This window comes from Streptomyces sp. NPDC034085 (genome assembly GCF_055575555.1).
In genome coordinates this window covers 284435-309906 of record NZ_JBVISL010000009.1, presented here as the reverse complement: position 1 = coordinate 309906, position 25472 = coordinate 284435, and the positions used below count along the sequence as shown (strand labels likewise).

At 67.7% G+C, this 25472-nt stretch carries 20 protein-coding genes and 2 pseudogenes; 9 read left to right on the top strand and 13 right to left on the bottom strand.

Annotation, left to right across the window (positions count from 1 at the left end; all coding sequences use genetic code 11):
- Nucleotides 1-29 precede the first annotated feature (29 nt).
- Nucleotides 30-236 carry a hypothetical protein gene (locus tag ACZ501_RS28030; protein ID WP_468799171.1) on the bottom strand — a complete coding sequence of 69 codons (207 nt, stop codon included), beginning with the start codon at nt 234-236 and terminating at the stop codon, nt 30-32.
- 186 nt (nt 237-422) lie between these two features.
- On the opposite strand from ACZ501_RS28030, the gene ACZ501_RS28025 reads away from it, so the two are divergent.
- Both ACZ501_RS28025 and ACZ501_RS28020 read left to right on the top strand, forming a co-directional pair.
- On the top strand, nt 423-797 hold the full coding sequence (locus ACZ501_RS28025; protein WP_468799169.1) for a hypothetical protein: 375 nt from the start codon (nt 423-425) through the stop codon (nt 795-797).
- 480 nt (nt 798-1277) lie between these two features.
- The gene (locus tag ACZ501_RS28020; protein WP_362454500.1) at nt 1278-1460 is read left to right on the top strand and encodes a hypothetical protein; all 183 of its coding nucleotides are present in this window, start codon (nt 1278-1280) and stop codon (nt 1458-1460) included.
- A gap of 299 nt (nt 1461-1759) precedes the next feature.
- Here the strand turns inward: ACZ501_RS28020 and ACZ501_RS28015 are convergent, their stop codons facing one another.
- The 5 genes from ACZ501_RS28015 to ACZ501_RS27995 all read right to left on the bottom strand — a co-directional run bounded on the left by ACZ501_RS28015 (nt 1760) and on the right by ACZ501_RS27995 (nt 8162).
- Nucleotides 1760-2371 (bottom strand): hypothetical protein, encoded by a 612-nt coding sequence (locus ACZ501_RS28015; RefSeq protein ID WP_468799167.1) that lies wholly within the window; start codon nt 2369-2371, stop codon nt 1760-1762.
- A gap of 735 nt (nt 2372-3106) precedes the next feature.
- Nucleotides 3107-3355: a hypothetical protein gene (locus ACZ501_RS28010; RefSeq protein WP_468799165.1), complete on the bottom strand. Its 249-nt coding sequence runs from the start codon at nt 3353-3355 to the stop codon at nt 3107-3109.
- A 255-nt stretch (nt 3356-3610) separates the two neighbouring features.
- Nucleotides 3611-3871 carry a hypothetical protein gene (locus ACZ501_RS28005; RefSeq protein WP_468799163.1) on the bottom strand — a complete coding sequence of 87 codons (261 nt, stop codon included), beginning with the start codon at nt 3869-3871 and terminating at the stop codon, nt 3611-3613.
- 267 nt (nt 3872-4138) lie between these two features.
- A complete protein-coding gene (locus ACZ501_RS28000) occupies nt 4139-4813 on the bottom strand; it encodes a hypothetical protein (RefSeq protein WP_468799161.1) in 675 nt (224 codons plus the stop codon).
- A gap of 109 nt (nt 4814-4922) precedes the next feature.
- A complete protein-coding gene (locus tag ACZ501_RS27995; protein WP_468799159.1) occupies nt 4923-8162 on the bottom strand; it encodes a DNRLRE domain-containing protein in 3240 nt (1079 codons plus the stop codon).
- Between the two features lie 405 nt (nt 8163-8567).
- On the opposite strand from ACZ501_RS27995, the gene ACZ501_RS27990 reads away from it, so the two are divergent.
- The 3 genes from ACZ501_RS27990 (at nt 8568) to ACZ501_RS27980 (ending at nt 17162) form a co-directional block, all read left to right on the top strand.
- Nucleotides 8568-15941 carry a ricin-type beta-trefoil lectin domain protein gene (locus tag ACZ501_RS27990; protein WP_468799157.1) on the top strand — a complete coding sequence of 2458 codons (7374 nt, stop codon included), beginning with the start codon at nt 8568-8570 and terminating at the stop codon, nt 15939-15941.
- On the top strand, nt 15938-16477 hold the full coding sequence (locus ACZ501_RS27985; protein WP_468799155.1) for a hypothetical protein: 540 nt from the start codon (nt 15938-15940) through the stop codon (nt 16475-16477). The genes ACZ501_RS27990 and ACZ501_RS27985 overlap by 4 nt, the downstream gene beginning before the upstream one ends.
- Before the next feature lie 502 nt (nt 16478-16979).
- Complete coding sequence (locus ACZ501_RS27980) at nt 16980-17162, top strand: hypothetical protein (protein WP_362454500.1); 183 nt, start codon at nt 16980-16982, stop codon at nt 17160-17162.
- A 412-nt stretch (nt 17163-17574) separates the two neighbouring features.
- Here the strand turns inward: ACZ501_RS27980 and ACZ501_RS27975 are convergent, their stop codons facing one another.
- The 3 genes from ACZ501_RS27975 to ACZ501_RS27965 form a co-directional block, all read right to left on the bottom strand.
- On the bottom strand, nt 17575-17757 hold the full coding sequence (locus ACZ501_RS27975; RefSeq protein WP_468799153.1) for a hypothetical protein: 183 nt from the start codon (nt 17755-17757) through the stop codon (nt 17575-17577).
- A 49-nt stretch (nt 17758-17806) separates the two neighbouring features.
- Nucleotides 17807-18367: a hypothetical protein gene (locus tag ACZ501_RS27970; RefSeq protein WP_468799151.1), complete on the bottom strand. Its 561-nt coding sequence runs from the start codon at nt 18365-18367 to the stop codon at nt 17807-17809.
- Nucleotides 18368-18726: 359 nt separating this feature from the next.
- Nucleotides 18727-19074: a DUF6354 family protein gene (locus tag ACZ501_RS27965; RefSeq protein WP_468799149.1), complete on the bottom strand. Its 348-nt coding sequence runs from the start codon at nt 19072-19074 to the stop codon at nt 18727-18729.
- A gap of 443 nt (nt 19075-19517) precedes the next feature.
- On the opposite strand from ACZ501_RS27965, the gene ACZ501_RS27960 reads away from it, so the two are divergent.
- Nucleotides 19518-20078 carry a hypothetical protein gene (locus ACZ501_RS27960; protein WP_468799147.1) on the top strand — a complete coding sequence of 187 codons (561 nt, stop codon included), beginning with the start codon at nt 19518-19520 and terminating at the stop codon, nt 20076-20078.
- Nucleotides 20079-20147: 69 nt separating this feature from the next.
- Here the strand turns inward: ACZ501_RS27960 and ACZ501_RS27955 are convergent, their stop codons facing one another.
- Together ACZ501_RS27955 and lexA are read right to left on the bottom strand one after the other, a co-directional pair.
- Entirely contained in the window at nt 20148-20666 is a 519-nt protein-coding gene (locus ACZ501_RS27955; protein ID WP_468799232.1) for a hypothetical protein, read from the bottom strand.
- 116 nt (nt 20667-20782) lie between these two features.
- The gene (gene lexA / locus ACZ501_RS27950) at nt 20783-21472 is read right to left on the bottom strand and encodes a transcriptional repressor LexA (RefSeq protein WP_468799145.1); all 690 of its coding nucleotides are present in this window, start codon (nt 21470-21472) and stop codon (nt 20783-20785) included.
- A 187-nt stretch (nt 21473-21659) separates the two neighbouring features.
- Here lexA and ACZ501_RS27945 point away from each other — a divergent pair, with 187 nt between their 5' ends.
- Together ACZ501_RS27945 and ACZ501_RS27940 are read left to right on the top strand one after the other, a co-directional pair.
- Nucleotides 21660-21878, top strand: a complete 219-nt coding sequence (locus tag ACZ501_RS27945) for a hypothetical protein (RefSeq protein WP_468799143.1) — start codon at nt 21660-21662, stop codon at nt 21876-21878.
- A 419-nt stretch (nt 21879-22297) separates the two neighbouring features.
- Nucleotides 22298-22444 (top strand): annotated as a pseudogene (locus ACZ501_RS27940) (ATP-binding protein); the annotation flags it as partial.
- Between the two features lie 10 nt (nt 22445-22454).
- Here the strand turns inward: ACZ501_RS27940 and ACZ501_RS27935 are convergent.
- Both ACZ501_RS27935 and ACZ501_RS27930 read right to left on the bottom strand, forming a co-directional pair.
- A complete protein-coding gene (locus tag ACZ501_RS27935) occupies nt 22455-22856 on the bottom strand; it encodes a hypothetical protein (protein ID WP_468799141.1) in 402 nt (133 codons plus the stop codon).
- Nucleotides 22857-23124: 268 nt separating this feature from the next.
- The gene (locus ACZ501_RS27930) at nt 23125-25032 is read right to left on the bottom strand and encodes a hypothetical protein (protein ID WP_468799238.1); all 1908 of its coding nucleotides are present in this window, start codon (nt 25030-25032) and stop codon (nt 23125-23127) included.
- Here ACZ501_RS27930 and ACZ501_RS27925 point away from each other — a divergent pair.
- Nucleotides 24952-25437: pseudogene (locus ACZ501_RS27925) on the top strand (transposase); the annotation flags it as partial. The gene ACZ501_RS27930 and the pseudogene ACZ501_RS27925 overlap by 81 nt on opposite strands.
- Nucleotides 25438-25472 lie beyond the last annotated feature (35 nt).

Genomic DNA, 25472 nt, shown 5'->3' with positions numbered 1-25472 from the left:
CTGGGGGCGGCCCGCACTGCTGCTGCGGGTCAGACGGTGGGTGAGGCGGTGTAGTCGTGGCGGCCGTAGCCGCGGCCGTCGCCGTGCCAGTCCAGGAACAGCACCGCATCGGCCAGAGCTTGGGGGCTGGCCCGGTGGCTGATCGTCGGAGTTCGGTAGTGGCCGTTGTAGTTGCCGCCCGATGTGCTGGCCTCCAGCCGGCCCTCGATGACGGTGAAGTCGCGCTCGATCACCACGGGGTGGCTGCGTAGGTGAGACCGGAGAGCGTTTGTCGGTGGCTTCCAAGAGCGGTTGATGGCTGGGCACTCTGAACATGTCGCTGAGAAGTGAGAGCACCGGAGTCGGCTCAGTGGTGTGCGGCCCGGCCGGGGGGCGTGTGGAAGTCGGTGGAGCGGTCCGTCGGAGTGGGGCATGATCCGCTCATGGAGCACGTCATCGATCTTGATCAGGCAGCCGCAGTGATCTTTGAGCGGGCTGCGGGGTGGCTGGCGGCCGGTCTCACTGTTGGGCAGGTGACGTGGCTGGACGCAACTTCGCCGTGGCCGCGGCAGTTTGAGACTGACAGGGCACTCGTGCGTGATCCCGTATCCATCGGCGTGCTCATCGACGGCCCAGGGGGCCCCGGGCTGTCCGTGGTGCTGTTCCGGGGCGGCTGGGCTGACGTGGACTACTTCGACGGTATCGACGACGGCGGACCGATACCGGCGTTCGACATCACATCGGCGGCGGCCTTCGGCACCCAGCTCGATCAGTGGGTGCCGCGCGCCTTCGGAAACCTTGGCACGAGTCAGAGCTGAGGGCTGGCAGCAGGGGGCGGCCCCACCTCAGTGATGCCAGCGCGGCCACCGCCGCGCGCTTGATGATGTTCATGCCCGCTCAATGCCGCTACCGCCCGGGTGACAGGCCCGTCACGAAACCGCCCCCGGCGAGGGACCTCTCCCCCAGGCGTCCGGACCGGTCCGCCGGTCAGCCGGCGGCGGGCACCACCGCTGTCCAGTTGAGAACGTCACGGCGGCGGACGTCCTCGCCGAGGATGGCAAGCATGTCCGCCAGCGGCTCGGCCATGTCCCGGGCGTCCGCTGGGCTCGAGCCGTACGCGGGCGACCCCGCAGCAGGCGCAGCGCCGTGTCCACGCGGTGCCGACGCCAGGCAGGGACTGAAGGGACCGGCACCCGATGATGCGGGCTTCGACCGGCATCGGCCTCCTCGTGGATCGCCCTTCTGCGGGCCGGTGACTTCGGCCGGCCTACCGCGTTGTCTCCGGCATGGATGAGGGTGTGCTGGACCTGTTGGATTCGCTGCTGGATGGGGTGCCCGAGCCGCGTCTGCGGCTGCTGGCCGAGGATGAGGCGCGGGCTCTGATGGTGCTGCTCGGGGTGCTGGAGGTGGAGGCCCTGTCGGAGGATGTCCGTCGGGCTGCCGGGGACATGAGGTTTCGGATCGGGTCCCGGCTAGCGTGAGGGCACAGGCCTTCACGCCGCCGGCTGTGGGCACGCACCGCGCGTCCTCCCGCACGCAGTCGACGCCCTCGGCACAGCCGCCTGATCCTGACGGAACGGGGCCCGTGCGCTTCCGGCTTCCGGCTTCCGGCTTCCGGCTTCCGGCTTCCGGCTTCCGGCTTCCGGCTTCCGGCTTCCGGCTTCCGGCTTCCGGCCAGGCTGCGGCCTCTTCCGCATGTCCGCCAAAGGCTCGGCCATCTTCCCAGCGGTCCGCACACCGCGCCGGACACTGCCGTGCCGGACTCCTGGGCACCATATCTTCAGCGCTGGTAGACGTTCCAGCGTCCCAGGCGGGCCAGTTCCCTGCGGGCTGCCACCTCCGTGAGGCCGAGCGCGGCCGCCGCCTGTGCCGGGGTGGAATCATGCTGCACGCAGCGGGCGGGCTCGTACCCGGCCTCCCTGGCGGTTAGCTCCAGCAGGCGGACCGCGCGGACCGCCGCGAGGGGTGAGGAGGTGCCGAGTTTGCCGATCTCCGCCTCCAGCTGGTCCAGGAGGCCGGTGAGCGACTCGGGCAGCGGAATCGCGGCCGCCTCGACGACAACCGTGTGCTTGTCCCAGTCCCGGCAGCAAGCGTCCGCCTGCTCGTCGGCGGCATCCTCCAAGTCCTGTGTGCCGATCGTGTCCCAGTCCAGGGGGTGCTCTGGGCCACTCCATCCGCACGAACACACCGCGTGCAGGGTGGCCGCGCGCGGGATGTGCGGGAAGCGGCCGTCGTAGACGGACCAGTGGGACGTCTGGTGAACGTCCGGGCCCGACCCGGTGTCGAAGATCGCCGGTCGCGGGACCGTACCGTCCGACAGGAGTACCCCGACCCAGCCCTCGTGGGAGGTCCCGAACTCCACCGTCGTCCACGTTTCCCTGCCGTCGGCCATGACGTCCCCTTCCCTCGCAACGGACCCGCCATCGGCAGCCGGCCCCGCACCGACCATGACGCACCTGTGCGGCAGAGGCAGGAGAACTGGACAACTTCCCCCGCGGAGGTGGGTGTCACGGGCACCCCGCGCAGGCTGGTTTCCTGTGCTGCTGGCACGGGTCAGAGCGGGCTGCTCAAGGACGGTGATCGATCCGCTTTCGGCGCCGTGCATCGTCACCTGGCTTCGCCCGCGCCACCCTCCACGGCACTCGGCGCTACTGGGCGGCGGTGAACTGCACGTCCGTGCCACCGCAGCCGGCCTCGCTGTCCAGCAGCCGGTCCTACTCGGTTTGGCCACGACCCTTCATGGCAGCCAGCCCTCGGGCCCCTCGCCGGAGCACCAAGCGGGCCGTCCCAGTATCTGGGTGGGGGCCCGGTGCGGGAGCCCGTTGCCCTGGGGCGAGGAGTTCTTCCCGCTTGGTATCGAAACGCCAGCCCGGTCGCGGCGCGACGACGCGCGACCCCTGCACGCTCCAAGGTCCGTGGCAGCAGACCTACGCCGACTCCGGGTTGACCAGCCGGCGCCGCAGCACGGTCGGCGGGAATTTGCGCGACCTCGTCGTGGCCGGTCCCTCCTCGACCGACTGATCAACGCCAGCCGCCAAGCCATCATGAACGGCCCACTATCGACCGGACAAGCGGCCGAAGACTTGGGCCGGAGAGAGAATCGCTGAGGCAGCATCCAGCCCTGGCATCACGAGCTCGATCCCGCTTCCTGCTTCTTCGCCGCTGGGACCATCGAGAGGCACTGGGGACACCACGACTCATCAGGCACCTCGAGGCGCAGTGGAACCTCGCGCTCGCCCGAGGACACCGCCAGCCCCTCCTCGTCACTGCACGCGATCGCCTGAAAATCCTCAACCGCGGCAGCGACCGGCACATGCCAGATCAGCCGGTCGGTATCGAGGCCGTATCCACGAACCCGTTCTGACGTTGCGATCACGATTGTCTCCTCTTCCTGCGGCTTCAGACGAGCGGCCAGTGACCTCATGCTACGGACACACTGCGTCAAGGCACTGAGGAATTGCGTGACCGCCAGGACGGGGAATTACGTCATCGTGCACGACCTTGGTCCTTACCTTCGATTGCCTGCAACAACGCTGGAAGGAGGGTGAAGACAGTGCAAGTTCCTCAACGGGGAATCTCAGACCAGGGGGCTACCTACGCGCCGCGGACTGTGGCCGGGATCGGGCGGGCATCAGAAAGCGAGTTCCAGCAGGCCGCCGAGGGTGAGGAGCAGCCCGGCGAGGCCCATGACGGCTCCCAGGTACCGGTAGACCTGCTTCGACATGACCCGCTTCGGAGGGCCGAGATCTCCGCGGGCGTGCATGGCCAGTTCGGCGTTGGCCGCCGCGTAGCGTGCCGCCGCGGCGGCGGCACCTCGGATGTTGAGAGCGAGTGCGGCGCCCGTGATGAGGCTGACGGTGCCGAGGGTGAGAAGGAAGAAGGCCAGGCTCATGCCGCACTCCTTGGGTGATGTGATGATCGGATGGAATCTGGTGCAGGCTTAACCGCAGCTCCGAAGCAGGCCCTGACCTTGGAGGGCAGCCGGCAGGAGGGGAGCTTCGTCTGCGCAGGCGAAAAAGAGCTGCGAGTCGACACCGTGGTGATGGACGGCCCATGGCAGTCAAGGTCGGGTCGGCCCGGATAGGCATTTGTGATCTTGTCTGTGACACGGTGGCTGCACCTTGCGGGAGCACCCGCTACCGCGGTGGCGTCGGCGTGTTCAGTTGAGCTTCTTGAGCTGGGCCGCCACTACCTCGGCCGGCTTCTCCGCCGTTCCGGAGTCGCTGTGCGCGGTGAAGGTCGCGAGGGTGGTGCCCTTGCGTATCACGATGGCCTCGATCGCTGTCTTCTTGCCGTTGAGGTCCTGCTCCGCGCTGAAGGTCGCGCTGTCGTCGCCGGTGGCGGGGGCCGTGCCGGGCACGATGTTGGTGAGCGTCACCTTCTCGGTGCCGTTGACGACGTTGATGGGGCCGCTGCATGCCGGGCCGGCGGCCTTGATGTCGGCGAGCAGGGTTGCGGCCTTCGTGCCGTACCAGGAGTGCAGGGACACCTTCGTCGTGGTCGTGTCCTTGGTGGCCTGAGTATGGACCTGGCCGCCGGTACCGGTCATCGCACCGCCGAGGAGGGCGGTGGCCAGGTCCCGGCATTCGGGCTTGTCCGCGGAGATGACCGGCCCCTGGAAGGCTTCTTCGACCTTGTGGTCAGGAAGGTCCGGCGGGGTCAGGGCCACGGCGGTCAGCTGCTCCTCGTTCAGGGGCTTGGGTGCCGGCGCTGCGGTTGCGGCTGTCGAGGTCGGCTCGGGGTGGGAGGGGGTGTCCTTACCTGCGCCGCACGACGTGAGGAGCAGGGTCGCCGAAACGGCTGTGATGGCATGGCGGACGGGGCGAAAGCGCATGGGGTCTCCTTGGCAGATGTGTGTTCCGGCCCTGCTTGAGGGGGGTGAGAACGAGTGCCCGGCCGGGTGGAGCGATGGCCGGGCACTCGTTGGTGGAGCGGGTTCTGGATCAGCCGATGGTGCGGGCTGTTGCCCAGTCGTCTTCCTCGACGCGCCAGCCGTTGCCGATGGCGGTGCGGCCTCCGTAGTAGAGGTGGAGGGTGCCGTCGTTTCGGGTCAGGTAGAGGTCGGGGATCTGGTCGTTGTTGACGTCGGGTGTGCCGCGCAGGAGGGGCCAGGTGGTGCTGTCCCAGCCGGTGGTGGCGTAGGTGAGGTCCTTGCCGTCGGCGGAGTTGACGGCGAGGGCGAGGGAGTTGATGTCGGCTCCGCCGCCGGTGCCGGGCTTGCCCCGTCGCAAAGCCAGGCCGCGGTCGGGAGTGGAGTCGTCGCGGAAGAGGAGGTCGGGGACGTTGTCGCCGGTGACGTCGCGGACGTCGACGATGTCACGCCGGGACCAGCTGCTGGCGGAGAGCTGGCGTGCTTCGGTGATGGTGGCGCCGCTGTAGCCGGTGAGGCTCCAGAAGGCGTCGCCGGCGGTGGCGAAGATGTCCTCCATCTTGTCTCCGTTCATGTCGGGTACGACGACGATCTGGGAGAAGGTGGCGGGGTCGGGTGCGCCGGCGGGGAGGAGGATTTCGGTGCGGCGGCTGATGTCGAAGCGGCCGTTGCCGTCGCCTTGGTAGATGTAGAGCTTGCCGTCGGGCATGCGGGCGATGAGGTCGGTGATGCCGTCGCCGGGGTACCAGTCGTTGGAGTGGGCGATCAGTGCGGTCTTGCCGCTGGCGTCCTTCCAGTAGCCGGCCGGTGCGGGTTTGCCGTTGTCGGTGGCGGCGGGCATCCAGGCATCGAGGTCGCCGACCTGGTCGGCGGGGTAGACGCGCAGGTTTCCGGCTGCGTCGATGGCGAGGAGGTCGGCCTTGCCGTCGCCGGTGGTGTCGCCGGGGCCGTCGAGGCCGGGGCGGGGGCGGACGTAGAAGGTGTAGGTGACGGGGTTGGAGGGGTTGCCGGCCTTGTTGACGACGCGGACGTAGAAGAGGTTGGGTCCGGCGTTGTCGGGGTTGACGTCGACGGTCACCGTGTCCGACCCGGCGGCGGGGACGGCCTTCTTGTCGTAGACGGGGTGGTTGAGGGACCACTGGAACTCGGTGATGTCCGCGGGGTTGGTTCCGCCCGCGATCACCGTGATCTTGCCGGGGCCGAGGGTGTTCTTGCTCCACTCGGCGCCGTCGGGGCCGGGGGCCGGGAAGTCTTCGGAGCGGATGGTGGGCGGTGTGGGCTGGGTGTGGTCGACGGTGAAGCTGCACCAGCCGCCACCGCCGGAGTCCATGGGGCCACTGCCGGACCACTGTCCGTCCCAGTCGATGGCCTGGGCGAGCCAGAAGTACGTCTTGCCGGGGGTGAACTTCTCCCACGGGACGGTCACGTTCGCTGCGCCGTCGCCGTTGGTGTCGCGGAGCTCGTCAGCGACGGGCGAGCCGTCGGCGGACCAGATCCTGAAGCTCAGTCGGCGCAGATTGCCGTCGCCGTCGGTGGCCTTGGCACGGAAGTCGACATCCGTCTTGCCGATCTTGGTGAAAGGCTGCCCGGTGACGCACGCACCGCCTGGGGAGGTGCTCATGTTCGCAAGGACCGGCGTGTCGGGGACCTTGGTGTACTCGACCTCGATGTACGGGGCGCTCTCACCGTTGGCCAGGAACTTCTTCCAGTAGCTGGCGTCGCTCTCGTTCGGCGAACGGAGCCCCAGGGTCAGGCTCTGCCACGCGCCTCGGGCACCCTCCTCGACCTTCGACTTGATGTCGATGCCGACCCAGGAGTCCGGGCAGGTGCTGTTGTAGCCGTGGCCGGTGCTGGCGCCAGCGATGCGATTGCCCCAGAAGGTGCCGTTGTTGGTGTTGTTCCACGTGCTGGAGCTGGTGATCAGCGGCGTGTGGTAGACGTCGAAGGCCCTGGCGTCACAGCCCCAGGAGTAGGTCTGCAACATCCGCAGGTTCGCCGAGCGAATCTGCCCTCCCTGGATCTGGGTGGGAAACTCGAAGATGAACGCGGAGCGGGACGTGCCGTAGGTCGTCGTCTCGTAGCCGACACGGGCCTCCGGCGTGCCGGATCCGCTGTTGTAATTCTGCCCGTTCCAGAAGCTGGAGTTGCCCTCGGTTTTGTAGAGGGCGGTCCAGTTCTGCTTGTGGCCCTTGATCGACGGGTCGATGAAGACCGGATACACGGTGTCCGCATCGTGCAACAGCTGCGTGTTGGGCGTCACCCGCAGCACGTTCTCGCCGGATAGCGTGGCACCGGCCGCCTTCGAGTGATTGCCCTCCGCACCGTTGAGCCCGGGCAGCGCCAGGGTCGGGTGGTCCTTCGCCTCCGGCGCGGGCTTCGCCTGCGGCTCCCCCTCGGTCACAGCGACCTTGCCCGCGGAGTCCCACATGAACGGAGTCGGAGATCCAGCGACCTCCTGACCTTGCGCGTCCCGCGCACTGACCGACTTGGACTCCTCATCGAGGTGGAAGGTCAGGTCCGGGGAGGAGAGCCGGTAATCCAGCTGGCCCAGCAGCGGGTCCGCAGCTGCCTGCTTGTCCTTGACGACCAGGACGTGTGTGAAGCCGCCGTCCTGCGCGGTCATGACCAGGTCGATGCCCGGACGGACATTCTCGTACAGAGCCCGCGGGCCGGAGATGACCGGCTCGGGCAGAGGCCCCGGCCAGGCGACTGCCAGGTCATGGCCGTCCAGATGCAAGCGCACCAGATCCGCCCATACCGGAGTCGGCGTATCGGCCTTGACCACGGCAGGCTGTACGAGAGCTGCGCGGGAGACACTGCGGGACGCCCGTCCGCTGTCGCCGGCCGGCGCGGCCTTGCTGCCGGCGGTGAAGACGACGCGCCCGTTCACCACCTTGGGCGCGAAGCCGCCCTCGACCCGCTCGAGCGTGGTATCGATCGCCTTCCACTGGCTGCCGATCTTCGCCCGCGTCGCAGCACTGGAAACGCGCAACTTGAAGGTTCCGCCAGGTTGCGCCCATGTGGTGGTGTGCGCGGTGGCCTCAGCCGTGACCTCGACCTCCTTGCCGCTCTCCTTCGCCAGTCGACGCGCCTCGGGGGCGCTGACAGAAGTCTTGGGGTTCGGCGACGGCGTGGCCTCAGTCGGGGTGCTGGTGTCGTTACGGTTCAGGACGACGGGGACGGCGACGGCGACGGCCAGCAGCGCCGCGAGGCCGCCCAGCTTTTTGCGTCGCCGAAGCCAGCTCTGCTGGCCGATTCTGCTTGCGTCAGGGTTTTTTGACGAACCGACGAGTGCGGGTTCGGGTTTTGACACGCTACTTCTTCTCCCCCCTCGGGTATGCGATTCCGCCACCCCTGGGTGTTCTCAGACAAAGGAGCCCGATGGCCGGGCGGCACGAATACCGGCTCCCCATCCGGACGTTCGCGCACGGAATGTGCGAGCAGAGCATGACTGATTAAGGCAGCTGGCGTCACCTGCGAGAATGTTGCAGGTGGAGCCCCAATGTCGCTTTTGTCACGACGTATGCCGCCGGTAAGTGATAAAGCCCACACCACCTAGATCGCTATGGCTTTTCTGCTCGCGCGAGCCTGAGAATCAGCAGACTATTTGTCAGTTTCCTGCCACACGTGTGCCGTCACCGTGGGCAGATCGTGGGGGGTCTACATGTCGCCGTTGTCGGCGCATCATTTCCGCCTGCCCGGAAACAAGAGAGCGCGCATGAGACGCGCGCGTCTCGCCGGGCATGCCGGCATCACCATCTCGGTGGCGCTGGTCGCATCACTCCTGCCCGCCCAGGCGTGGGCGGCATCACCGGGCGACCGCAGCGGGGTCCAGCTGCCCGGGCTCCAGCAGGACATGAAGGCCAAGCTCGACCAGGTCGAGGCCGCCAAGCTCGAAGGCTGGGCGGGAGCTCCCGTCCAGCCTCCGCCGGAGTACGAGCCCTCCAAGGTAACGCCGCCGGCCGGCGGCACGGTCAGCGTCGCCCTCTCGGGTGATCAACTCGTCCAGGCGGGCACGCTTCCGGTCAGTATCGGCAAGGCATCGCCCACCGAGGCGAACCCCACCCCGCCGGCCCCGTCCGGTACCTGGTCGGTGGCGGTCGAGACCCGCGCGGCGACGGAGGCCGCGAGTGTCGACGGCGCGCTCATCAAGGTGACTCCGCCGGCTGAGGGCTCCACACCGGTGGACGTCCAGCTGGACTACAAGACGTTCAAGGACCTCTACGGCACCGAGTGGGCAACCCGCCTGGAGCTCAAGCAGCTCCCGGCGTGCTTTCTGACCACCCCCGACCTCCCCGAGTGCACGGTCACCCAAGACGTCCCCAGCACCAACGACGCTGCCGCGGGCACGGTCCGCGCCACCATCGACCCGGCCACCACGCCGAGCGAGGGCATGCGGACCATGACCGGTGCCGGCGGCCCGGTCGTGCTTGCTGCTTCCGACGGCGCGTCCGGTGCCGGCGGGATGTACACGGCCACTTCCCTCTCCCCGTCCGGCTCGTGGACGGCGGGCAGCAGCAGCGGCGGTTTCTCCTGGGCCTACCCTTTGAACCTGCCCGCAGCCCCGGCAGGACCCGCGCCGTCGGTCGCGTTCTCCTACTCCTCGCAGGCAGTCGACGGCAAGACATCAGTGTCCAACGGCCAGGCGTCCTGGATAGGCGACGGCTGGGACTACGAACCCGGCTACATCGAGCGCCGCTACCGCCCCTGCGCCGATGATCTGAAAGCCACGCCGTCCAAGCCCAACAACGACAACAGCGCTGACAAGAAGAAGCGCGATCTGTGCTGGGCCGGGGACTCGGTGACCATGTCCCTCGGCGGCGGGGCCACCGAGCTGGTACATGACACTGCCACGGGGCAGTGGATTCCGGTCTCCGACACCGGCTCTAAGGTCGAGCACAAGACCGACGCCTCCGTGCCCAACGGCGCCAAGGACGGTGAGTACTGGGTCGTCACCACTCGTGACGGCACCCGCTACTTCTTCGGACGCCATGACCTCGACGGTTCCGGTACCCGTCCGGTCACGAACTCCGTTTTCACCGTCCCGGTCTTCGGCAATCACCCCGGTGAGCCGTGCTACCAGACGGCTTTCGCCAGTTCCTCGTGCGAGCAGGCGTGGCGGTGGAACCTCGACTACGTCGAGGACGTTCACGGCAACGCAATGATCATCGACTGGGCCAAGGAGACCAACCGCTACGCCAAGAATGAGAAGTACAAGGCCAAGGTCGCCTACATCCGCGGTGGGTACCCGACCCAGATCACCTACGGCCTGCGCAGCGACAGCCTCGCCGGCCCTCCTGGCGCCAAGGTCGAGTTCACCGTCGCCGAACGCTGCATCAAGGAGGGCGCCACCGAGTGCTCCGACGCTGAGTTCGAAGGCAACAACTACGGCGACAAGCAGCCCTGGTGGGACACCCCCTCGACGCTGCACTGCAAGGCGGACGCCAAGGACTGCTACATCGCCTCGCCCACCTTCTGGACCCGTAAGCGCCTGACCGCCGTCACCACCTATGGCCAGCGCACCGAGGGCTCCACTGCCCTGTCGCTGGTGGACCGATGGAACCTTGCGCAGTCGTTCCCTAAGCAGCGCACCGACACCCACCCGCCGCTGTGGCTGGAGTCCATCACCCGCACCGGCTACGGCACCACCAAGGACGCCGCCGGCAACCAGGAGTCCACCAGCCTTCCCCCAGTCTCCTTCATCGCCAACGTGAAGGACATGCCCAACCGGGTCGCGACCGGCTCCAACGACGCCACCCCGGACTTCGACCGCCTGCGCGTGGAGACCATCCGCAGTGAAACCGGTAGTGAGACGTACGTCGACTACTCGGATCCGTGCCCGGTCGGAACCACGCATCCCAAGCCGGAGGAGAACACCGGCCGCTGCTTCCCGGTCCACTGGTCCCCGGACCCGGACCTGGACAAGCCCAAGCTCGAGTGGTTCAACAAATACGTCGTCGACAAGGTGATAGAGAAGGACCGGGTCGCCCGCCAGCCGGACGTGGTCACCAGCTACACCTACGAGGGCGACGCCGCCTGGGCCAAGGACACCGACGAGTTCGCCAAGCCCGAGCTGCGCACCTACAGCCAGTGGCGGGGCTATGCCAGCGTCGTGACGAAGCGCGGCGTCACCGCCAATGCGGCCAAGAGCGACGCGACCGAAGAATCACAATCACGCCACCGGTACTTCCGCGGCATGTCAGGTGACGCCGGCCGGCCCAAGGTAACCATCAAGGACTCCACCGGCGCCGAGGACCTCGGCGAAGACCTGCCGCAGTACCAAGGCCTGACCGCCGAAACCATCACCTACAGCAAGGCGGGCGGCCAGGTCGTCTCCCGAGAGGTGACCTGGCCCTGGAGCCAGAAGACGGCAGCCCGCCCCAGGGACGGCACCACACCTCTGGAGGCATTCCGCGGCGGCACAGCCCGGACCGACGAGGTACAGGCCATCAGCGGCGGCAAGTCCCGCATGATCCGCACGCTCAACGCCTACGACCCCACCTACGGCCTCCCCGTCACGGCACAGACCGACGCGCTGTCCCACAACGGCACGACGTGGTCCACAGTCGAGCAGAGCTGCACCACGACCACCTACGTCCACAACCCGGCCAAAAACCTGATCGGCCTGCCCCAACGGGTACGAAAGACCACCGGCGACTGCGCCCACGCATCCACAGGGACCGCACTCAAGGACGCCCGCACCTCCTACGATGCCCTGAACGCATTCGGCGCGGCGCCCACCAAGGGACTCGCCGTCCAACTGGAGACCCTGGACGCCGCGGGCACCGGATGGGCACCTTCCGGGCGTGTCGAGTACGACGCCCTGGGCCGTCGCGTTAAGGACTACGACGCGGCCGGCAACATGACATCCTCCTCTTACAGCCCCGCCGCCGGGGTTGCGTTCACGGTCACCAACACCAACGCGCTGGGACACACCGGGTCAACCAAGATCGATCCGGCTCGAGGCAACCCTCTGGAAGTCACGGACGTCAACGGGCGAAAGATCACCACGTCCTATGACAACCTCGGCCGGACCACCGCCGTCTGGACCGCATCGCAGAAGACGTCGGACAAGCCGGCGAAGACGGTCGAGTACCAGATCTCCGAGCACGAAGCACCCGCCGTCACGAGCAGAACGCTGCAGGACGACGGCACGTACTCCACCTCGGTCGCGATCTACGACGGCCTCATGCGCACGCGCCAGACCCAGAGCGAAGCACTCGGCAGCGGCCGCCTCATCACGGATACCTTCTACAACGCGAACGGAAGCGTCCGGCAGACCAACAACGGCTACTACGCCGAAGGCGACCCCGGCAAGAACATCTTCGTTGCGGAGAGCGTCTTCCAGATCCCCAACTCCACCAAGATCGCCTACGACGGACTCGGCCGCACGATCCGCGCGACCAGCCTGCACGCCGGTGTAGAGCAGAGCTCGGCCACGACCGAATACGGCGGCGACTGGACCCGCAGCCGCACCGGGATGTCCCCCGACGGTTCCACTCCGCTCAAGGGCAGCCGCGCCAGCGAAACCTGGACCGACACCCTCAACCGCACCACCGAGGTCCGCAACTACACCTCGAGCGACCTGACCACGTCCAACAAGACCTCGTACTCCTACGACGAACGCGGCAACATGGCCAAGGTCACCGACCCCGCCGGCAACAGCTGGACCTACGGCTACGACGCCCGTGATCGAATGACCTGGTCGGACGACCCCGACGCGGGCAAGACCACCGTCTCCTACAACAACCTCAACCAGAAGATCTCCACGACCGACTCAACCGGCCGGACCCAGTTCACCACCTACGACCCCCTCGGCCGCGCAACCGAACTGCACGACGACGCGGCCAACGGCCCACTCGTCACCTCCTGGACATTCGACTCGCTGCCCGGCGCCAAGGGCCTCGCCGTCTCCTCCACGCACTACGAAAGCGGCGCCGCCTACACAAGCGAGGTCACCGGCTACGACACCGAGTACCGGCCCACCGGATCCAAGATCACCATTCCGGACGTGCCCGGCACCAAGGGCCTCGCAGGCACCTACGCATACAGCACCACCTACACGCCGACAGGCAAGGTCCAGTCGACTACCCTCCCCGCTACACCCGGAGGCCTGGCCGCCGAAAAGCTGGTCACCCGCTACGACCGCGACGGCATGCCACAGAGCATGTCCGGCCTGACCTGGTACACCGCCGACGTCAAGTACAGCCCGTACGGCGAAGTCCTGCGCACCGCGACCGGCAACGCACCCAACCGGGTGTGGACCACCAACCAGTACAACCCGAACACCGGACAGCTGACCAACCAGATCAGCGACCGCGAGACCGGTCCGAACCGGATCAGCGACGTCTCCTACACCTACGACCCGACCGGGAACATCACCTCGGTCACCGACACCCAGCCCGGTGGACGCGAAGACCGCCAGTGCTACGTCTACGACCCGATGGGCCAGCTGACAAAGGCATGGACCGGCAAGACGGCGGCATGCACCGGCCCCAGCCTGACCGACGTCACCCCCGGCCCGGACAGTGACGGCTTCTGGCAGGAATACCAGTTCGACGCGATCGGCAACCGCACCAAGCTGATCAACCGCGACCTGACCAACAGCGAGCTGGACGACGAGACCACCTACACCTACGGCATCACCATCGCCGGCAACGGCACCCAGCCGCCGCTGAAGATCAAGCCGCACGCCCTGGAGAAGGCCGAGAAGACCACCCGCAACCCGGGGTCGACGGCCAACTCGGTCTCCAACTACACCTACGACGCCCTCGGCAACACAACAAGCCGGCGCATCGACGGTGACACCCAAACGCTGAACTGGGACCGTCGCGGCAAGGTCACCTCCGCCACCAGCCCCGGCATCGGCGCCGTCTCCGTCATCGGAGCCTCGGGCAAGTGCATCGACGTAGAAAGCGGCAAGACCGCCGACGGCACGCCGGTGCAGATCTACCCCTGCAACGAAACGAAGGCGCAGCAATGGCGTCTAACCGGCAACACCGTCCGAGCCCTGGACAAGTGCCTGACCGCCAGCGGCACCAAGCTGGTGCTGGCCGCCTGTGACGGCAGCGACAAGCAGAAGTTCGTCTACCGTGCCAGCGACAAGTCGCTCAACAACCCGGCCACCAACCAGTGCGTCGACGTCCCCAACAACGCAGCCGACGGCGGTGACCTCCAGCTGTGGTCCTGCAACGCCACAGGTCCCCAGCAGTTCACCTTCGACAACACCACCACCTACACCTACGACGCCGGAGGCAACCGCCTCATCGAGGAAACCGGCAGCAGCCGCACCCTCTACCTCGGCGAAGCCGAGATCACCGTCAACAAGGCCGGCCAGGCCCTCGACGCCGTCCGCTACTACAGCGGCCCCGGCGCCACCACCGTCCGCCAGACCGGCGGCAAGGCGAACAACCACCAGCTGAGCGTGCAGCTGGCCGACCACCACAACACCGCCAACACCACCATCGACCAGAGCAACGGCCAGACCGTCACTCGCCGGAAGTCCGACCCGTACGGAAACCCGCGCGGCGGCCAGCCCGGCAACTGGCCCGGAAGCCACGGCTTCCTCGGCAGCGGCATCGACGACACGAACACCGCTCTCACCCACATCGGAGCGCGCGAGTACGAGTCGACCACCGGCCGGTTCATCTCCGTTGACCCCATCATCGACATCACCGACCCGCTCCAAATGAACGGGTACACATACGCTAGCGGAAACCCCATCGGCAACTGGGACCCGAGCGGCCTGCGAACCGAAGAGTGCGGAACGCTCTACGACTGCCACGGCCACACGGTCATCACCGCCAACAACTCCCACGAAATCACCTACGCCCCAATCTCCAGCCAGCGCAGGTACTACGAAACCCACGCACCCGCTCCCGACTACCGCGGGAACAACGGCAACGGCGACAACTGGTCACCGCGCAACATCACCAAGCAGATCTACAAAAACCAAAACGTCAAGTTCATCGACACGAATGCCATCAAGAAGAAGATCGCATTCGTAGTGGCTGGCCTGGGTCGAGGAATCCCTCAAGCAGCCACCCTGGTAATGGCGCCCGCAGCTAAGATGGTTTTGCCGCTCGTGGGCATCCCTACACCCGAGCAAGCTTACGACCGCCTGATGGAATACTTCGGCGTCGACACGAAGGGCGACAGCTACCAGACAGGCTCTATTCTCGCCCCAATCCCCGGTGCGAGCACAGCCAAAGCCGCGAAAATTGCCGAAAAGGGCGGCGGCAAGGTCGCCGGTAAAATCAAGTCTGCCCTCAGCAAATGCGACAGTTTCATCGCTGGCACCAAGGTGCTTTTGGTAAACGGCGAAAGCAAACCTGTCGAGGAAGTACAGAATGGTGATCAGGTCGTTGCCTCCGACCCGGATACAGGGGCGACTGAAGAAAAAACCGTAACGGGCACGATCTACACCAACGACGATAAGAACTACGTCGATATTGAGATCGATACGGGTGATGGCACCAGTACGATCACAGCGACAGCCCACCACGTCATCTGGTCGGAATCACAGCATCGTTGGGTCGAAGCTGGCAGCCTCCGCGCTGGGGAATCCCTTCGAACCGTCGAAGGCTCGCCTGTACGCATTAAGCAGACTTACCTTTACCGAGCCACGAAAGACACGTACAACCTGACGGTCGCCGAATTTCACGCCTATTATGTGGCGGCCGGTTCGACCTCTGTCCTCGTCCACAACTGTGCTCCGTCAACTGGCACTGGGGTGGTCGAATTCAATGCTCCTCCGAACGCGAGTGCAGCCGAGATACAAGACGTGAAGGACTACGTCGCCGCCTGCGAACGAGCCCGGTGTGCAGGATTTACGGCCGGCGGCCGTGTCTCTACGACTGGGGCTCTCCGTAGGCAAGCAAGCGCAGCAGCAGCAGCTGAACGGAAGCGAGCAGAGAAGGCTGGCACCCCCTACCAGGGCGTTGTTGGCCACGGGCCAGACACCACTTGGACTGGCATGGCCAATCCGCCTGAGTGGCTGGACCTCTCCTATAGGGTGAACGCAAGCCTCGGCGGGCAGTCGACCCGCTATCCAGTTGGATACATCCCGACCGAATTCAGGTACGTGCCATGAACAGTGATGAGCAGCGCTGGCGCCAAATCATCGATAAGTTCGCTCGGCTGACGGGCGAGCTCGCTGCAGCAGATGTGAACGATATTTGGAATTATGGCCCGCCCCGCCCCGGCGCCACACCCACCAAGATTCGAGAATGTGAGACACGGCAGCCGGCTCCTCTGAATGGCGACCACAAGAACATGCTAGTGGCAGCCGACGGCTGGAAAGGCTTCTATCATGATGTCGATCTGTTTGGGACAGAGGATTACATTCATTGCGGCAAGCTTGAAAGAGCGTGGGGAATCCTCGACGCGGCCAGCGAAGGTAGCGGTGGGCTGATTCAGTCCGACCGGAGTAAGTTCACTCCGATCGCCGCGGCAAATTTCGACATCGACGTCTTCGCGATTGAATTGGCAAGTGGTTCGGTTCATTGGATCGCGGGGCAGGAGATTGAAGTCTTTCCATCGCTCATGGCGTTCTTCGAGGGCATGTTTCACTACAATGAACAGTCCCTCGCAGACCTGCGGAGGGACCCGTGGCTAGGCGTGAACTAAAGCCTCGCGGCTGACATTTTTACTGATGGCTGCCTAGGAAGCTGAGTCTCAGGCAGCGGGCCCCCATCGAGGTGAGTTTCGATGGGGGCCCACCGCGATTAATGAGTTCGGCAGCAGCAGGGCTATCCTGTAAGTGGATGGTAATAGCAGCGGTCGGTTGTCAGCCAGCCTACGACCGTGTTCGCATCTGTTGCGGCTGTTAGGCATCTACTGTCGTTGAGGACAGGTTGTGTCATAGTGTTCCCAGGCATTGTTGCAGTACGCCTGTCTGCGGCGGGGGGCCGACGATGGCGAACACAGACACCAGGACGCGGAACGCTGTAACGTATTTTCAGCGGCGAGTCCTTCGAATGTCTAGCGGCGTGGGTTCATGCAAATCGTCACTGGGGGGTTTGCAGTGGGATGATCCGCGCATCAACCGGCATCGCCGCCTCGCGGTTCGTCCTCTGGGGGCCGGTGACTTCGGTCGACCTACCGCGTTGTCTCCGGCATGGATGACGGTGTGCTGGACCTGTTGGATTCGCTGCTCGATGGGGTGCCCGAACCGCGTCTGCGGCTGCTGGCCGAGGATGAGGCGCGGGCTCTGATGGTGCTGCTCGGGGTGCTGGAGGTGGAGGCCCTGTCGGAGGATGTCCGTCGGGCTGCCGGGGACATGCGGTTTCGGATCGGGTCCCGGCTGGCGTGACGGCACAGGCCTTGGGCGGGTAGATCATCACGCCGCCGCACCGCGCGTCCTCCCGCAGCTCACGGGCGACGCCGTCGGCGCAGCCCGCCTGATCCTGACGAAACGGGGCCCGCGTGCGTCCGGCTTCCTGCCAGACTTGCGGCGCCTTCCCTGCCCCGCACCTCACCCGTCAGCCGGGCATCCCGCGGTGCGGCCGGGCCCGGGAGCACCTCGGCGGCCTGCGCGAGCACCGGTTCCACCGGTGGCCGGGGCACCATTTCGGAGCCCTTCGCCGTCGGTCCGCCGGGTTTTCAGGGGCAGCCTGACCGCCGTGCCAGGCCACGGCGCGTCGGAGGGCGCCGGTCGGCGTACCGCACGGGGCAGGGCGCGATCTGCGCGTCGCGCCCGCCGCCGTGGCCTGCAAGCTCGGGTGTCAGGAGGCGGCCCGCCGCCAGGGCTCGCCGCTGGCCCGCTGGATCAGGTACACGTCCGGCCACTGCCTTCGGCTGTCCTCCCGGATGGCCTCTGCGCGGGGCCGGGGGATCCTCCCCAGGGACTCGATGTCCTCCAGGGAGTCGGACGCGAGCCCGTATTCGGTCTCGGTGATATTGCTCATCATGTCCTCCTCGGGGGCTGCGACGGGTCGGGCTCGGCCCCTGGTGAAGTTACTCCTTCACGTGGGGGGCGTAGCGTTCGTGGGCGGATTGGCGGCTGCAGCCCAGGCCCGCTCCGATCGCCTCCCAGGTCACAAGGGCAGCCCGGGCTGCGCGTACGGCTTCGACCGCCAAGCCCGGCACGGTGTCCTGCAGGCGGGCGACAGCCCGCAGGGCGGTGACCGGCCGGGTCCGGGAGAGGTCGCCGATCCGCTCCTGCAGGGCGGTCAGCATCTGCTCGACATCGCGCGGGAGAACACCTTCAACGGTGGTGACGTGGTACTCCCAGTCGGCGAACGGGCCCGTCCGCGCGTGCTCGCCCTCGGTCGCCTCGACGTCACCCCACACCACCTGATGCATGCCGCTCGCGCGCCAGCCGCATCCGCAGGCGGCTTTCACCGCGACCGCGCGCTCGGACACGGTGCCGTCGCTGTCCCACCACGCCGTACTCCCGTCCAGAGCCACGATGGGCGCGGCCTCCTGCCCGTCCGCCAGTACCGCGGCCACCCGGCCCTCGTGCCGGCCGCTCTCATCCACCCAGCCCATCCCCAACACCCCTTCTTCCCAGCACAAGACCGTCAGGGTTTCCTGACGGGCCGACGAGGATGAGGATGTCAGGAAACCCTGACAAGCGGGAGCTATTCCACTCCCTTTCACCATGAAGGGCCATCGAACCCGGTCGGTGGCGTACAGGCAGACCGCGGGCTTGAGTGCCCGGCCGCACATAACCGGGCCTGGCGGCTGGTCACCTGGCTTTGTGGGCCTTTGTGTTCATCGGCCCGTTCCGGGATCCGGCAGGGCCGGGGACGCTGGGGCAGACGCCGACCCGCTCGGTGAGCCAGGCTCGGTGGGGCATGTGCGGGTCGTACGACCGCACGGATCGTCCGGGTCACGCCGGTCCGGAGTGCCGACGGTCCCTGTCTCGCGTACGGTCACCGGGCCTCCCCCGCCGGGACGAGCCGGCGCAGCACGCGGAGGGCCGCGCGCGCGTAGTCGGGCGGCGTGGCCCCGGGGTGGTGAACTTCAGTAAGGGCGGCCAGCAGGGCCAGGTACTGGGGGTCGGCGTCGGCCGGGTCCTCGACGAGCTCAAATGCGGCGGACCGGAGCCGGGCGGAGCTCGCATGGGTCTTGCGGCCGGCCGGGCCGCCCAGGTCGTGTTCCACGACGAGGTCGGCCCGTCCGTCGCGGACCGCGGTAACGCGCAGCCGCCGGTCCCGCTCCTTCATGTCGGGGGCGAGGTCGCGGTACAGCTGTCCCTCGGCCACAGCACTCCTGCTCACAGGTGACTCCCCTTCTCCGGTATGGGCACTGGTCGAACGCGGTTCGGTACGCCGCTGTCGGGGATGGTACGGGCCGAACGACCGGCCGCCCGCCGTCCGCAGGCCCCGGTGCTGCAGCATGCTGTCAGGACGGGCCCTGCCACGGCGCCCCGCCCGAGGGAAGCTAGACCGCGACGGGACGAACCCGGCTGGGGCTCGGGGCCGCCGCCGTCGCCCCCCACGTCGACCAGGCCGTGCTCGACGCCTGCATCACGGAAGAGGAGCGGCAGCGAGACCGGCTCAGGGCGTTCACCGAGACTGGACCGGCGACCGTCGACCCGGTGGCTGACGGCTGTACCAGCACAGCGAGACCGTCACAGCAGCCTCAACTCGGCCTCCGAGGCCCCGATACGAGAACTGACCGGGGGCGGTGGATCTTGCCCTCTTGCTGAAGGATGGTGTTCATGCGCAACACCAAAGCCTTCAAGGAAGCGGTCGCGGAGACGCTGGCTCAGCTGGCCCACCGCGGGGTGACGGTCCGCCCGGGTACGGTCGCCGACACCATCGAGCGGAACATCCGCGCCGTCGCCGAGCGCCTCGGGATCCAGGAGCGCTCCGCCTGGCGGTACTTCGACCCGGCCGGCCTCGCGGCCAGCATCGCCCAGCAACGGCAGGCGGCCGAGACCAGCAGCACGCCCGGCGGCCAGGTGGGGCGCGCGCCGATGCCGCCAGTCGACAACCCGGAGCTGGCGCTCATCCTCGGGGGTGTCCCCGACGCCTTGGAGGAGAGCGGCGGCGACCTCTACAGCGTCATCGTCAACGTCGCCGTCAACGCCTGGATGGCCGGCCACATTCACGGCGAGGACGGCTGCGCCGGCTGCCAGGACAAACGGCCCACCGGCACCGACTGGCAGGCCCGGATGGACACCATCAGCGCCATGCAGCCCGACATCACGAAGTGGTTCAACCGGGAGGTCTGGACGGCCGCCCTCAACGACACCGGCTACGGCGTCACCCGCCGCTGACCCCAGCCGTGCTCAACCAGCGGCAAGCCGGCAACTCTGCGAGGGCTCGGCGGTGGCTCCGCGCCGGTTTCAGCCGCGCGACCGGTTCGGACGGTGGGGCCGGCGCCGGCCCGGTGAGGGTTCGGGAGCGGCCTCCGGTGAGGAGAACCCGCCCGGTACCGCGGTGCGCGGCGCCGGCTGCTCCACGGAAGGAGCCGCAGCGGTGGGGGCGGCGCGCTTGGCCGTGGCCAGGATGGTGATGTGCGGGATGTCCCGGGCGCAGGTCTGGCAGACCTCGGCCAGGGTCCAGACCTGGCCGACGGCCGGGTTGTGGGCGAGGACCAGCAGGCTGGTGCCGGCGCACTGGACGCGGGATTCGTGGAGGGCGCAGTGCGTGCTGCCGCAGCTGCAGGCTGCGTTGGGGCGGGCGCCGGCGAGGCGTCCGTGGGCCTTGATGTGCTCGGCGGCGAAGCGGCGCATGCTGGCGGCGTCCTTCGAGCGGGGCGGCATACGGCACGCGGCGGTGCTGCAGGTGACGGACACGGTGTGATCGGGGTGGCCGGTGAGGCGGACCGTCCAGGTCCGCCCCGGCACGCGTGCTCCGGGCATCAGGGTCAAGTCGGGGTCCCGTCGTTGGGCTGGTCCATGCCGGCGTTCTGTCGGCTCGTACAGGGGGACGCCGTGCCGAGGGGGGACGTCCCTTGGGCGGCGCGGGGCGTGCTGGATCAGAGCGCGCGCAGGACGGCGACTACCTTGCCGAGGATAACGGCGTCGTCGCCGGGGATCGGCTGATGGGCCGCGTTGTGTGGCATGAGCCAGACCCGGCCGTTCTCGCGGCGCAGACGCTTGACGGTGGCTTCGCCGTCCAGCATGGCGGCGACTATGTCGCCGTGGTCGGCGCTGTCGGCCTTCCTGACGGTTACGATGTCGCCGTCGCAGATGGCGGCGTCGATCATGCTGTCGCCGACCACCGTCAGAGCGAACAGCTGGCCTTCGCCGACCAGGTGCCGCGGCATCGGCAGGATGTCTTCGACGAGTTCCTCGGCGAGGATCGGCGTGCCGGCCGCGATGCGGCCGACGAGCGGGACCTGGACCGCCTCCGGCGTCATGCCGGCCGGGGTGTCGGGGATGTCGGCGGGCCGGCCGCCGCGCACGCGGTAGGCGCGGGGACGGTGCGGGTCCCGGTAGAGGAAGCCTTTGCGCTCCAGGGCCATCAGCTGGTGTGCGACGGAGGAGGTACTGCGCAGGTGGACGCCTTCGCCGATCTCCCGCATCGAGGGCGGGTAGCCCTTGCGGGCGACGGTCTGCTCGATGAAGGCGACGATGGCGGCCTGGCGGGTGGTGAGTCCGTCCGGGCCCGGGCGGGTGACGCCGGGCGGACGCCCGGGGCGGGCTTCGGATTCGGTGACGTGCATGTGGTGCTCCCCCCTGAAGGGATCTTGCGTGCAGGGACGGTAACCCGCATGCCACCCGGGACGGAACATCTTTTCGATAACAGGGCGTGCCGGTGTCCCAGCGGGTGGTGAGGGGATCGGGCGACGGCGGCCGTCCGTCGGTCCCGCGCGGCTTGCAGCCGGGAGGGGCACCGCTCATGATCCGCATGTGCCGTTTCACGTCAGGCTGCGCTTCGGGCTGCCGTCCTCCCCCGCCGTCACTGGCACCTGGGACAGTGAGGCGACCGCCGAGCGGAAGTTCCGGGGTTTCATCGGCCGCTACGGCAGCCGGGCGGACGTGCGCATCGAGCTGGTCGAGGACGGGCCCCAGGGCGAGCACACCGTGCGCTCCTGGACACGGGAGCGCGGTGAGGTGGAAGGTCCCTGACGACCCCGCCGAGCTCCAACGCCTGGTCCTCGCCGCCGTCGCCCCCCACGTTGGAGGCTGACTCGGCCTCCGTGGCTCCGGGCGGCTACCGGCGACCGGCTCTCCTGGGGCCGTATGGCCGCCCGCAGACCGCGCGGTGCTGGTCGGACTTCTGCTGCGGCCGATCCGCTCCCCAGGACGCCGGAGCCGGGGACGGGCTCGGCGGCCTGGGCGAGCATCGGCTCGAAGGGCGGGGTGAGAACCGCTCGGGGACGGCCGTCTTTCGCCGCCTACTTCGGGCCTGGCAAAGAGAGCCTGCCCAGCTGGGTGGGTGTGGCACGCGAAGAGGGCCAGAGGGCCCTGCCGAGTCAGGCTCCCGGGTGAAGAGTCCGCTCACAGCGGGTGAGCGAAGCTCAAAGGAGGGCGGCGGAAGTCCTCGGTGGGGCCAGGTGTTCGGCGACGAGGTCCTCGCCACCGCGATCCTCGACCGACTCCTCCACCACTGCGAAGTGATCTCCATCAACGGCCCCAGCTACCGGCTGAAGAACCGCCTCCAGGCCATCGAGCGAGAGACTGACGTGGCCTGACCAGCTGCGATCAGGACATCGGGTCCTCGCCCGGCGGGATGAAGGCGTCGGCGCCATCGGCATCCTCGACATGCCCCTGAGCATCGACCGTGATGGCCGTCGCCCGCCCCTGCGACGTGATGAGCCAGGCCAGTACCTGTTCCGTCAGCGGCGTTCCCCCTGGTCCCTCGTCCTTCCAGTGCACCCGCCACCCTCCGCCAGGCACCGCGGCCACGACCTGATCAGCTCGCTCCAGGTGGGAGAAGTCCTCGTAGTCCGTCACCGGACGCAGGCCACCACGCTTGGGGTCGACAACCAGGGCCGTCCCGGTCGCCTGGTCCCAGCCCTCCACACGCACCATGCGGCCGATCTCGGTGTCGGTGCCATTGAAGATCGCGGTCCAGCCGGTCTGATTGAAATAGCGAAGAGACACCGCTCCATCATCTCGAACCACGACGCCCGCGCTTCACAGGTCTCCTTGCTCTGCACGTTCATCCGTACTCAGCTCTGCACATAGGCGAGTACGCCGACAGCCCGGACGCCGCGGAGTACGCACGCGTCGTGCTGCGGCCGCGCGTGCTCCGCTGTGCTCCAAACTGCTGCAGTCGACGGTACGAACGCGAGCGCCTCGGTGTTGGCCGTCAGGCAGGAACTCTGCGTGGACGCCTCGATGCCCACAGGCCGGACTGCAGCAGCCTTGGTCAGTTGGTCTTCGTGTTGCGCAGGTGGGGGCCGATGTAGCCGACGATGATCTTCTGGGTGGTGCCTTTGGTGTCGTCGAGGAAGTGGATGCGAGGTGAGGTGGCGCCCTTGCTGTCGATCTTGAGGTGAGCCTCCATGACAGCGCGGCCCGAAGGGTCGACTGACTCGGGGACGGGGAAGACCCGCTGGCTTCCGAATTGGTCCATGGTCGCGGATCCCTCTGCCATCGCGGCCTGCTTGGCCGGCCAGCCCTGAACGCCGGGCAGCGGTGCTGTGCAGAAGTCGTAGAAGGCGCCCTTGAAGCCGTTCTGGGACTGCTCGGCGTAGGAGTCCAGGGCGCGTAGGGCGACCCATGCCTTGCCCGCCCAGACGCGGGCACGGTCGTTGTCGTCGAGGTCGATGCAGGTCTCGCGGTCGGCCGTGATCGTGACGCGGGTGAACGTATCGCGCCGGTCCCAGAGCTCTTCGAACGAGGTCGGCAGCGGCGGCGGTTCCTCGATCGGAGCTTTGGCGTCTTCGTGGCGGCCCTGCTGATAGAAGCGGGAGCGCAGCTGGTCGGCTTCAGCTTGGGCTCGTTCAGCTTTTTCCAGGGCTTCGACGGCTTCCTGGAGATTGTCCAGGGCCTCCTGACGGGCGTGCGCAAGCTGGTCTTCGAGGGAGGCAGTTGCGCGTTCGGCCAGGCGGGTGCTGGTGCGTTTTTCTTCGATTTCTTCGTCAGCGGTCTTCAGGAGGCTGAGGAGGAGGGCGTTCTCCTCGCGCAGGTGCCGCATTTCGTTGAGGGTGTCGGCGGAGACACGGGGTGCGGGCACGGCGGTCAGGGCGTCGCGGCGCTGCTGCGTGGCGGCGTCGTCGTCGGGGAAACGCAGGTCGCGTAGCAGCTGCGGGATGGGGGCCTGGGTGGCGTGGCGTTGGGCGGCGCGCGCGATGGCGTTCCATGCATGGTCGGCGGGATCACGCATGCGGGCGGGGCTGACGAAGCGGTGGCGGGCTGCGTCCGGGGGCCAGGCCGGGTCGGTGCCGGGCAGGAAGGTGCGCACGGCGCCAGGTGCCACTCGGTGGTGTTCGCCGATTTCGCGGCGGAAGGCATCCACCGCAGCCTGGTCGGCGAGGAGGTACAAGCCGGCGGAGCCCGCGCACTGCGGCATGACCTGGCGCATACGCCGGGACCACAGCGGATCGGGTTCGGTGGTGCGGGCGGCCACGACGACCGGGTGGTGGCGGTCGGGGTCGCAGAGGACCTCGATGAGGTCGTCGACCTGGGTCTGGGCCCGGGTGACCTGGAGGGCGTGGACGGTCAGACGGCCGCGGCCGTCCATCGGGCGCAGCTTGGCTACGAGTTTCTCGACGATGGCGGGCCGGCCCGGGCGCAGTCCTTCGGGCTTGCCGTTGGGGAAGCACTCCAGCGACACCGCGACCGCGGCCCTTTGCCCGGTGCCCGGCGCGGCCAGGACGGCGGTCACCGTGGTCCGCCAGGTGGCCTCGGGCCGGTCTTCGCGCAGCTGGATACGCAGGGCCTCTTCCGCGCCCTTGTCGTCGTAGCGGGACTGGCTGGTGAGCACGGTGGTGGCGTCGAGGTGGTGGACACCGCTGGTGCTGGGGGCGTCCGGGTAGCGGTTCTGCTTGGTCTTTATCCAGGTGATGGTCTCGCTGCGGACCGCTTCGAACAGTGCGCGGTCGGCGTCGGGGATCATCAGAGCGCTACGGAAGACGACCTGGTCCTGGGCGCCCAGGGACGGAGAGTCGTCGACCGGGCGTGGTCGGGCGGGAAGCGGCGATGCGAATGTCGTCAACATGGCCTCACTTGATGGGTGTTGGCCGATAGTTTCCGTCTCGCCCGCTCGGTGGTCGCCCACAATGACGAGGTGGCCGAGCTCGACGCTCGAATCGAAGCCCGCTTCCGCCAGCACCGGGACGCCGAGATCCTCCTCAGCCTGCCCGGCATGGGCCCCACCACTGGTGCCGAGTTCATCGCCGCGACCGGCGGTGACCTCACCGCCTTCGCCAGCCCCGACCGCCTGGCAGGCTTCGCCGGCCTGGCCCCGGTCCCCTGGGACTCGGGGAAGGTCAGCGGGAACCTGCGAAGGCCGCGGCGCTATCACCGCGGCCTCCAACGCGCCCTCTACCTCTCCGCCCAGGTCAGTGTGTTCTTCTGCCCCGTCTCCAAGGCGTACTACGACCGGAAGCGGAAAGAGGGCAAAGGGCACAAGCAGGCCGTCCTCGCCCTCGCACGCCGTCGCGTCAACGTCCTGTGGGCCATGATCCGCGACCACACGCCCTTCCAGGCCACCCCGATCCTTGCCACGGCCGCCTGATGAACGGCATGAGCCTCTCCGTGAGGCCGAAACGA

What these genes read in the sequence shown, in the direction of transcription:
- ACZ501_RS28025 (WP_468799169.1), top strand. Translation starts at nt 423, where the DNA reads ATGGAGCACGTCATCGATCTTGATCAGGCAGCCGCAGTGATCTTTGAG.
- ACZ501_RS28015 (WP_468799167.1), bottom strand. Translation starts at nt 2,371, where the DNA reads ATGGCCGACGGCAGGGAAACGTGGACGACGGTGGAGTTCGGGACCTCC.
- ACZ501_RS28005 (WP_468799163.1), bottom strand. Translation starts at nt 3,871, where the DNA reads ATGAGCCTGGCCTTCTTCCTTCTCACCCTCGGCACCGTCAGCCTCATC.
- ACZ501_RS28000 (WP_468799161.1), bottom strand. Translation starts at nt 4,813, where the DNA reads ATGCGCTTTCGCCCCGTCCGCCATGCCATCACAGCCGTTTCGGCGACC.
- ACZ501_RS27990 (WP_468799157.1), top strand. Translation starts at nt 8,568, where the DNA reads ATGAGACGCGCGCGTCTCGCCGGGCATGCCGGCATCACCATCTCGGTG.
- ACZ501_RS27985 (WP_468799155.1), top strand. Translation starts at nt 15,938, where the DNA reads ATGAACAGTGATGAGCAGCGCTGGCGCCAAATCATCGATAAGTTCGCT.
- ACZ501_RS27975 (WP_468799153.1), bottom strand. Translation starts at nt 17,757, where the DNA reads ATGAGCAATATCACCGAGACCGAATACGGGCTCGCGTCCGACTCCCTG.
- ACZ501_RS27960 (WP_468799147.1), top strand. Translation starts at nt 19,518, where the DNA reads ATGCGCAACACCAAAGCCTTCAAGGAAGCGGTCGCGGAGACGCTGGCT.
- ACZ501_RS27955 (WP_468799232.1), bottom strand. Translation starts at nt 20,666, where the DNA reads ATGCCCGGAGCACGCGTGCCGGGGCGGACCTGGACGGTCCGCCTCACC.
- lexA (WP_468799145.1), bottom strand. Translation starts at nt 21,472, where the DNA reads ATGCACGTCACCGAATCCGAAGCCCGCCCCGGGCGTCCGCCCGGCGTC.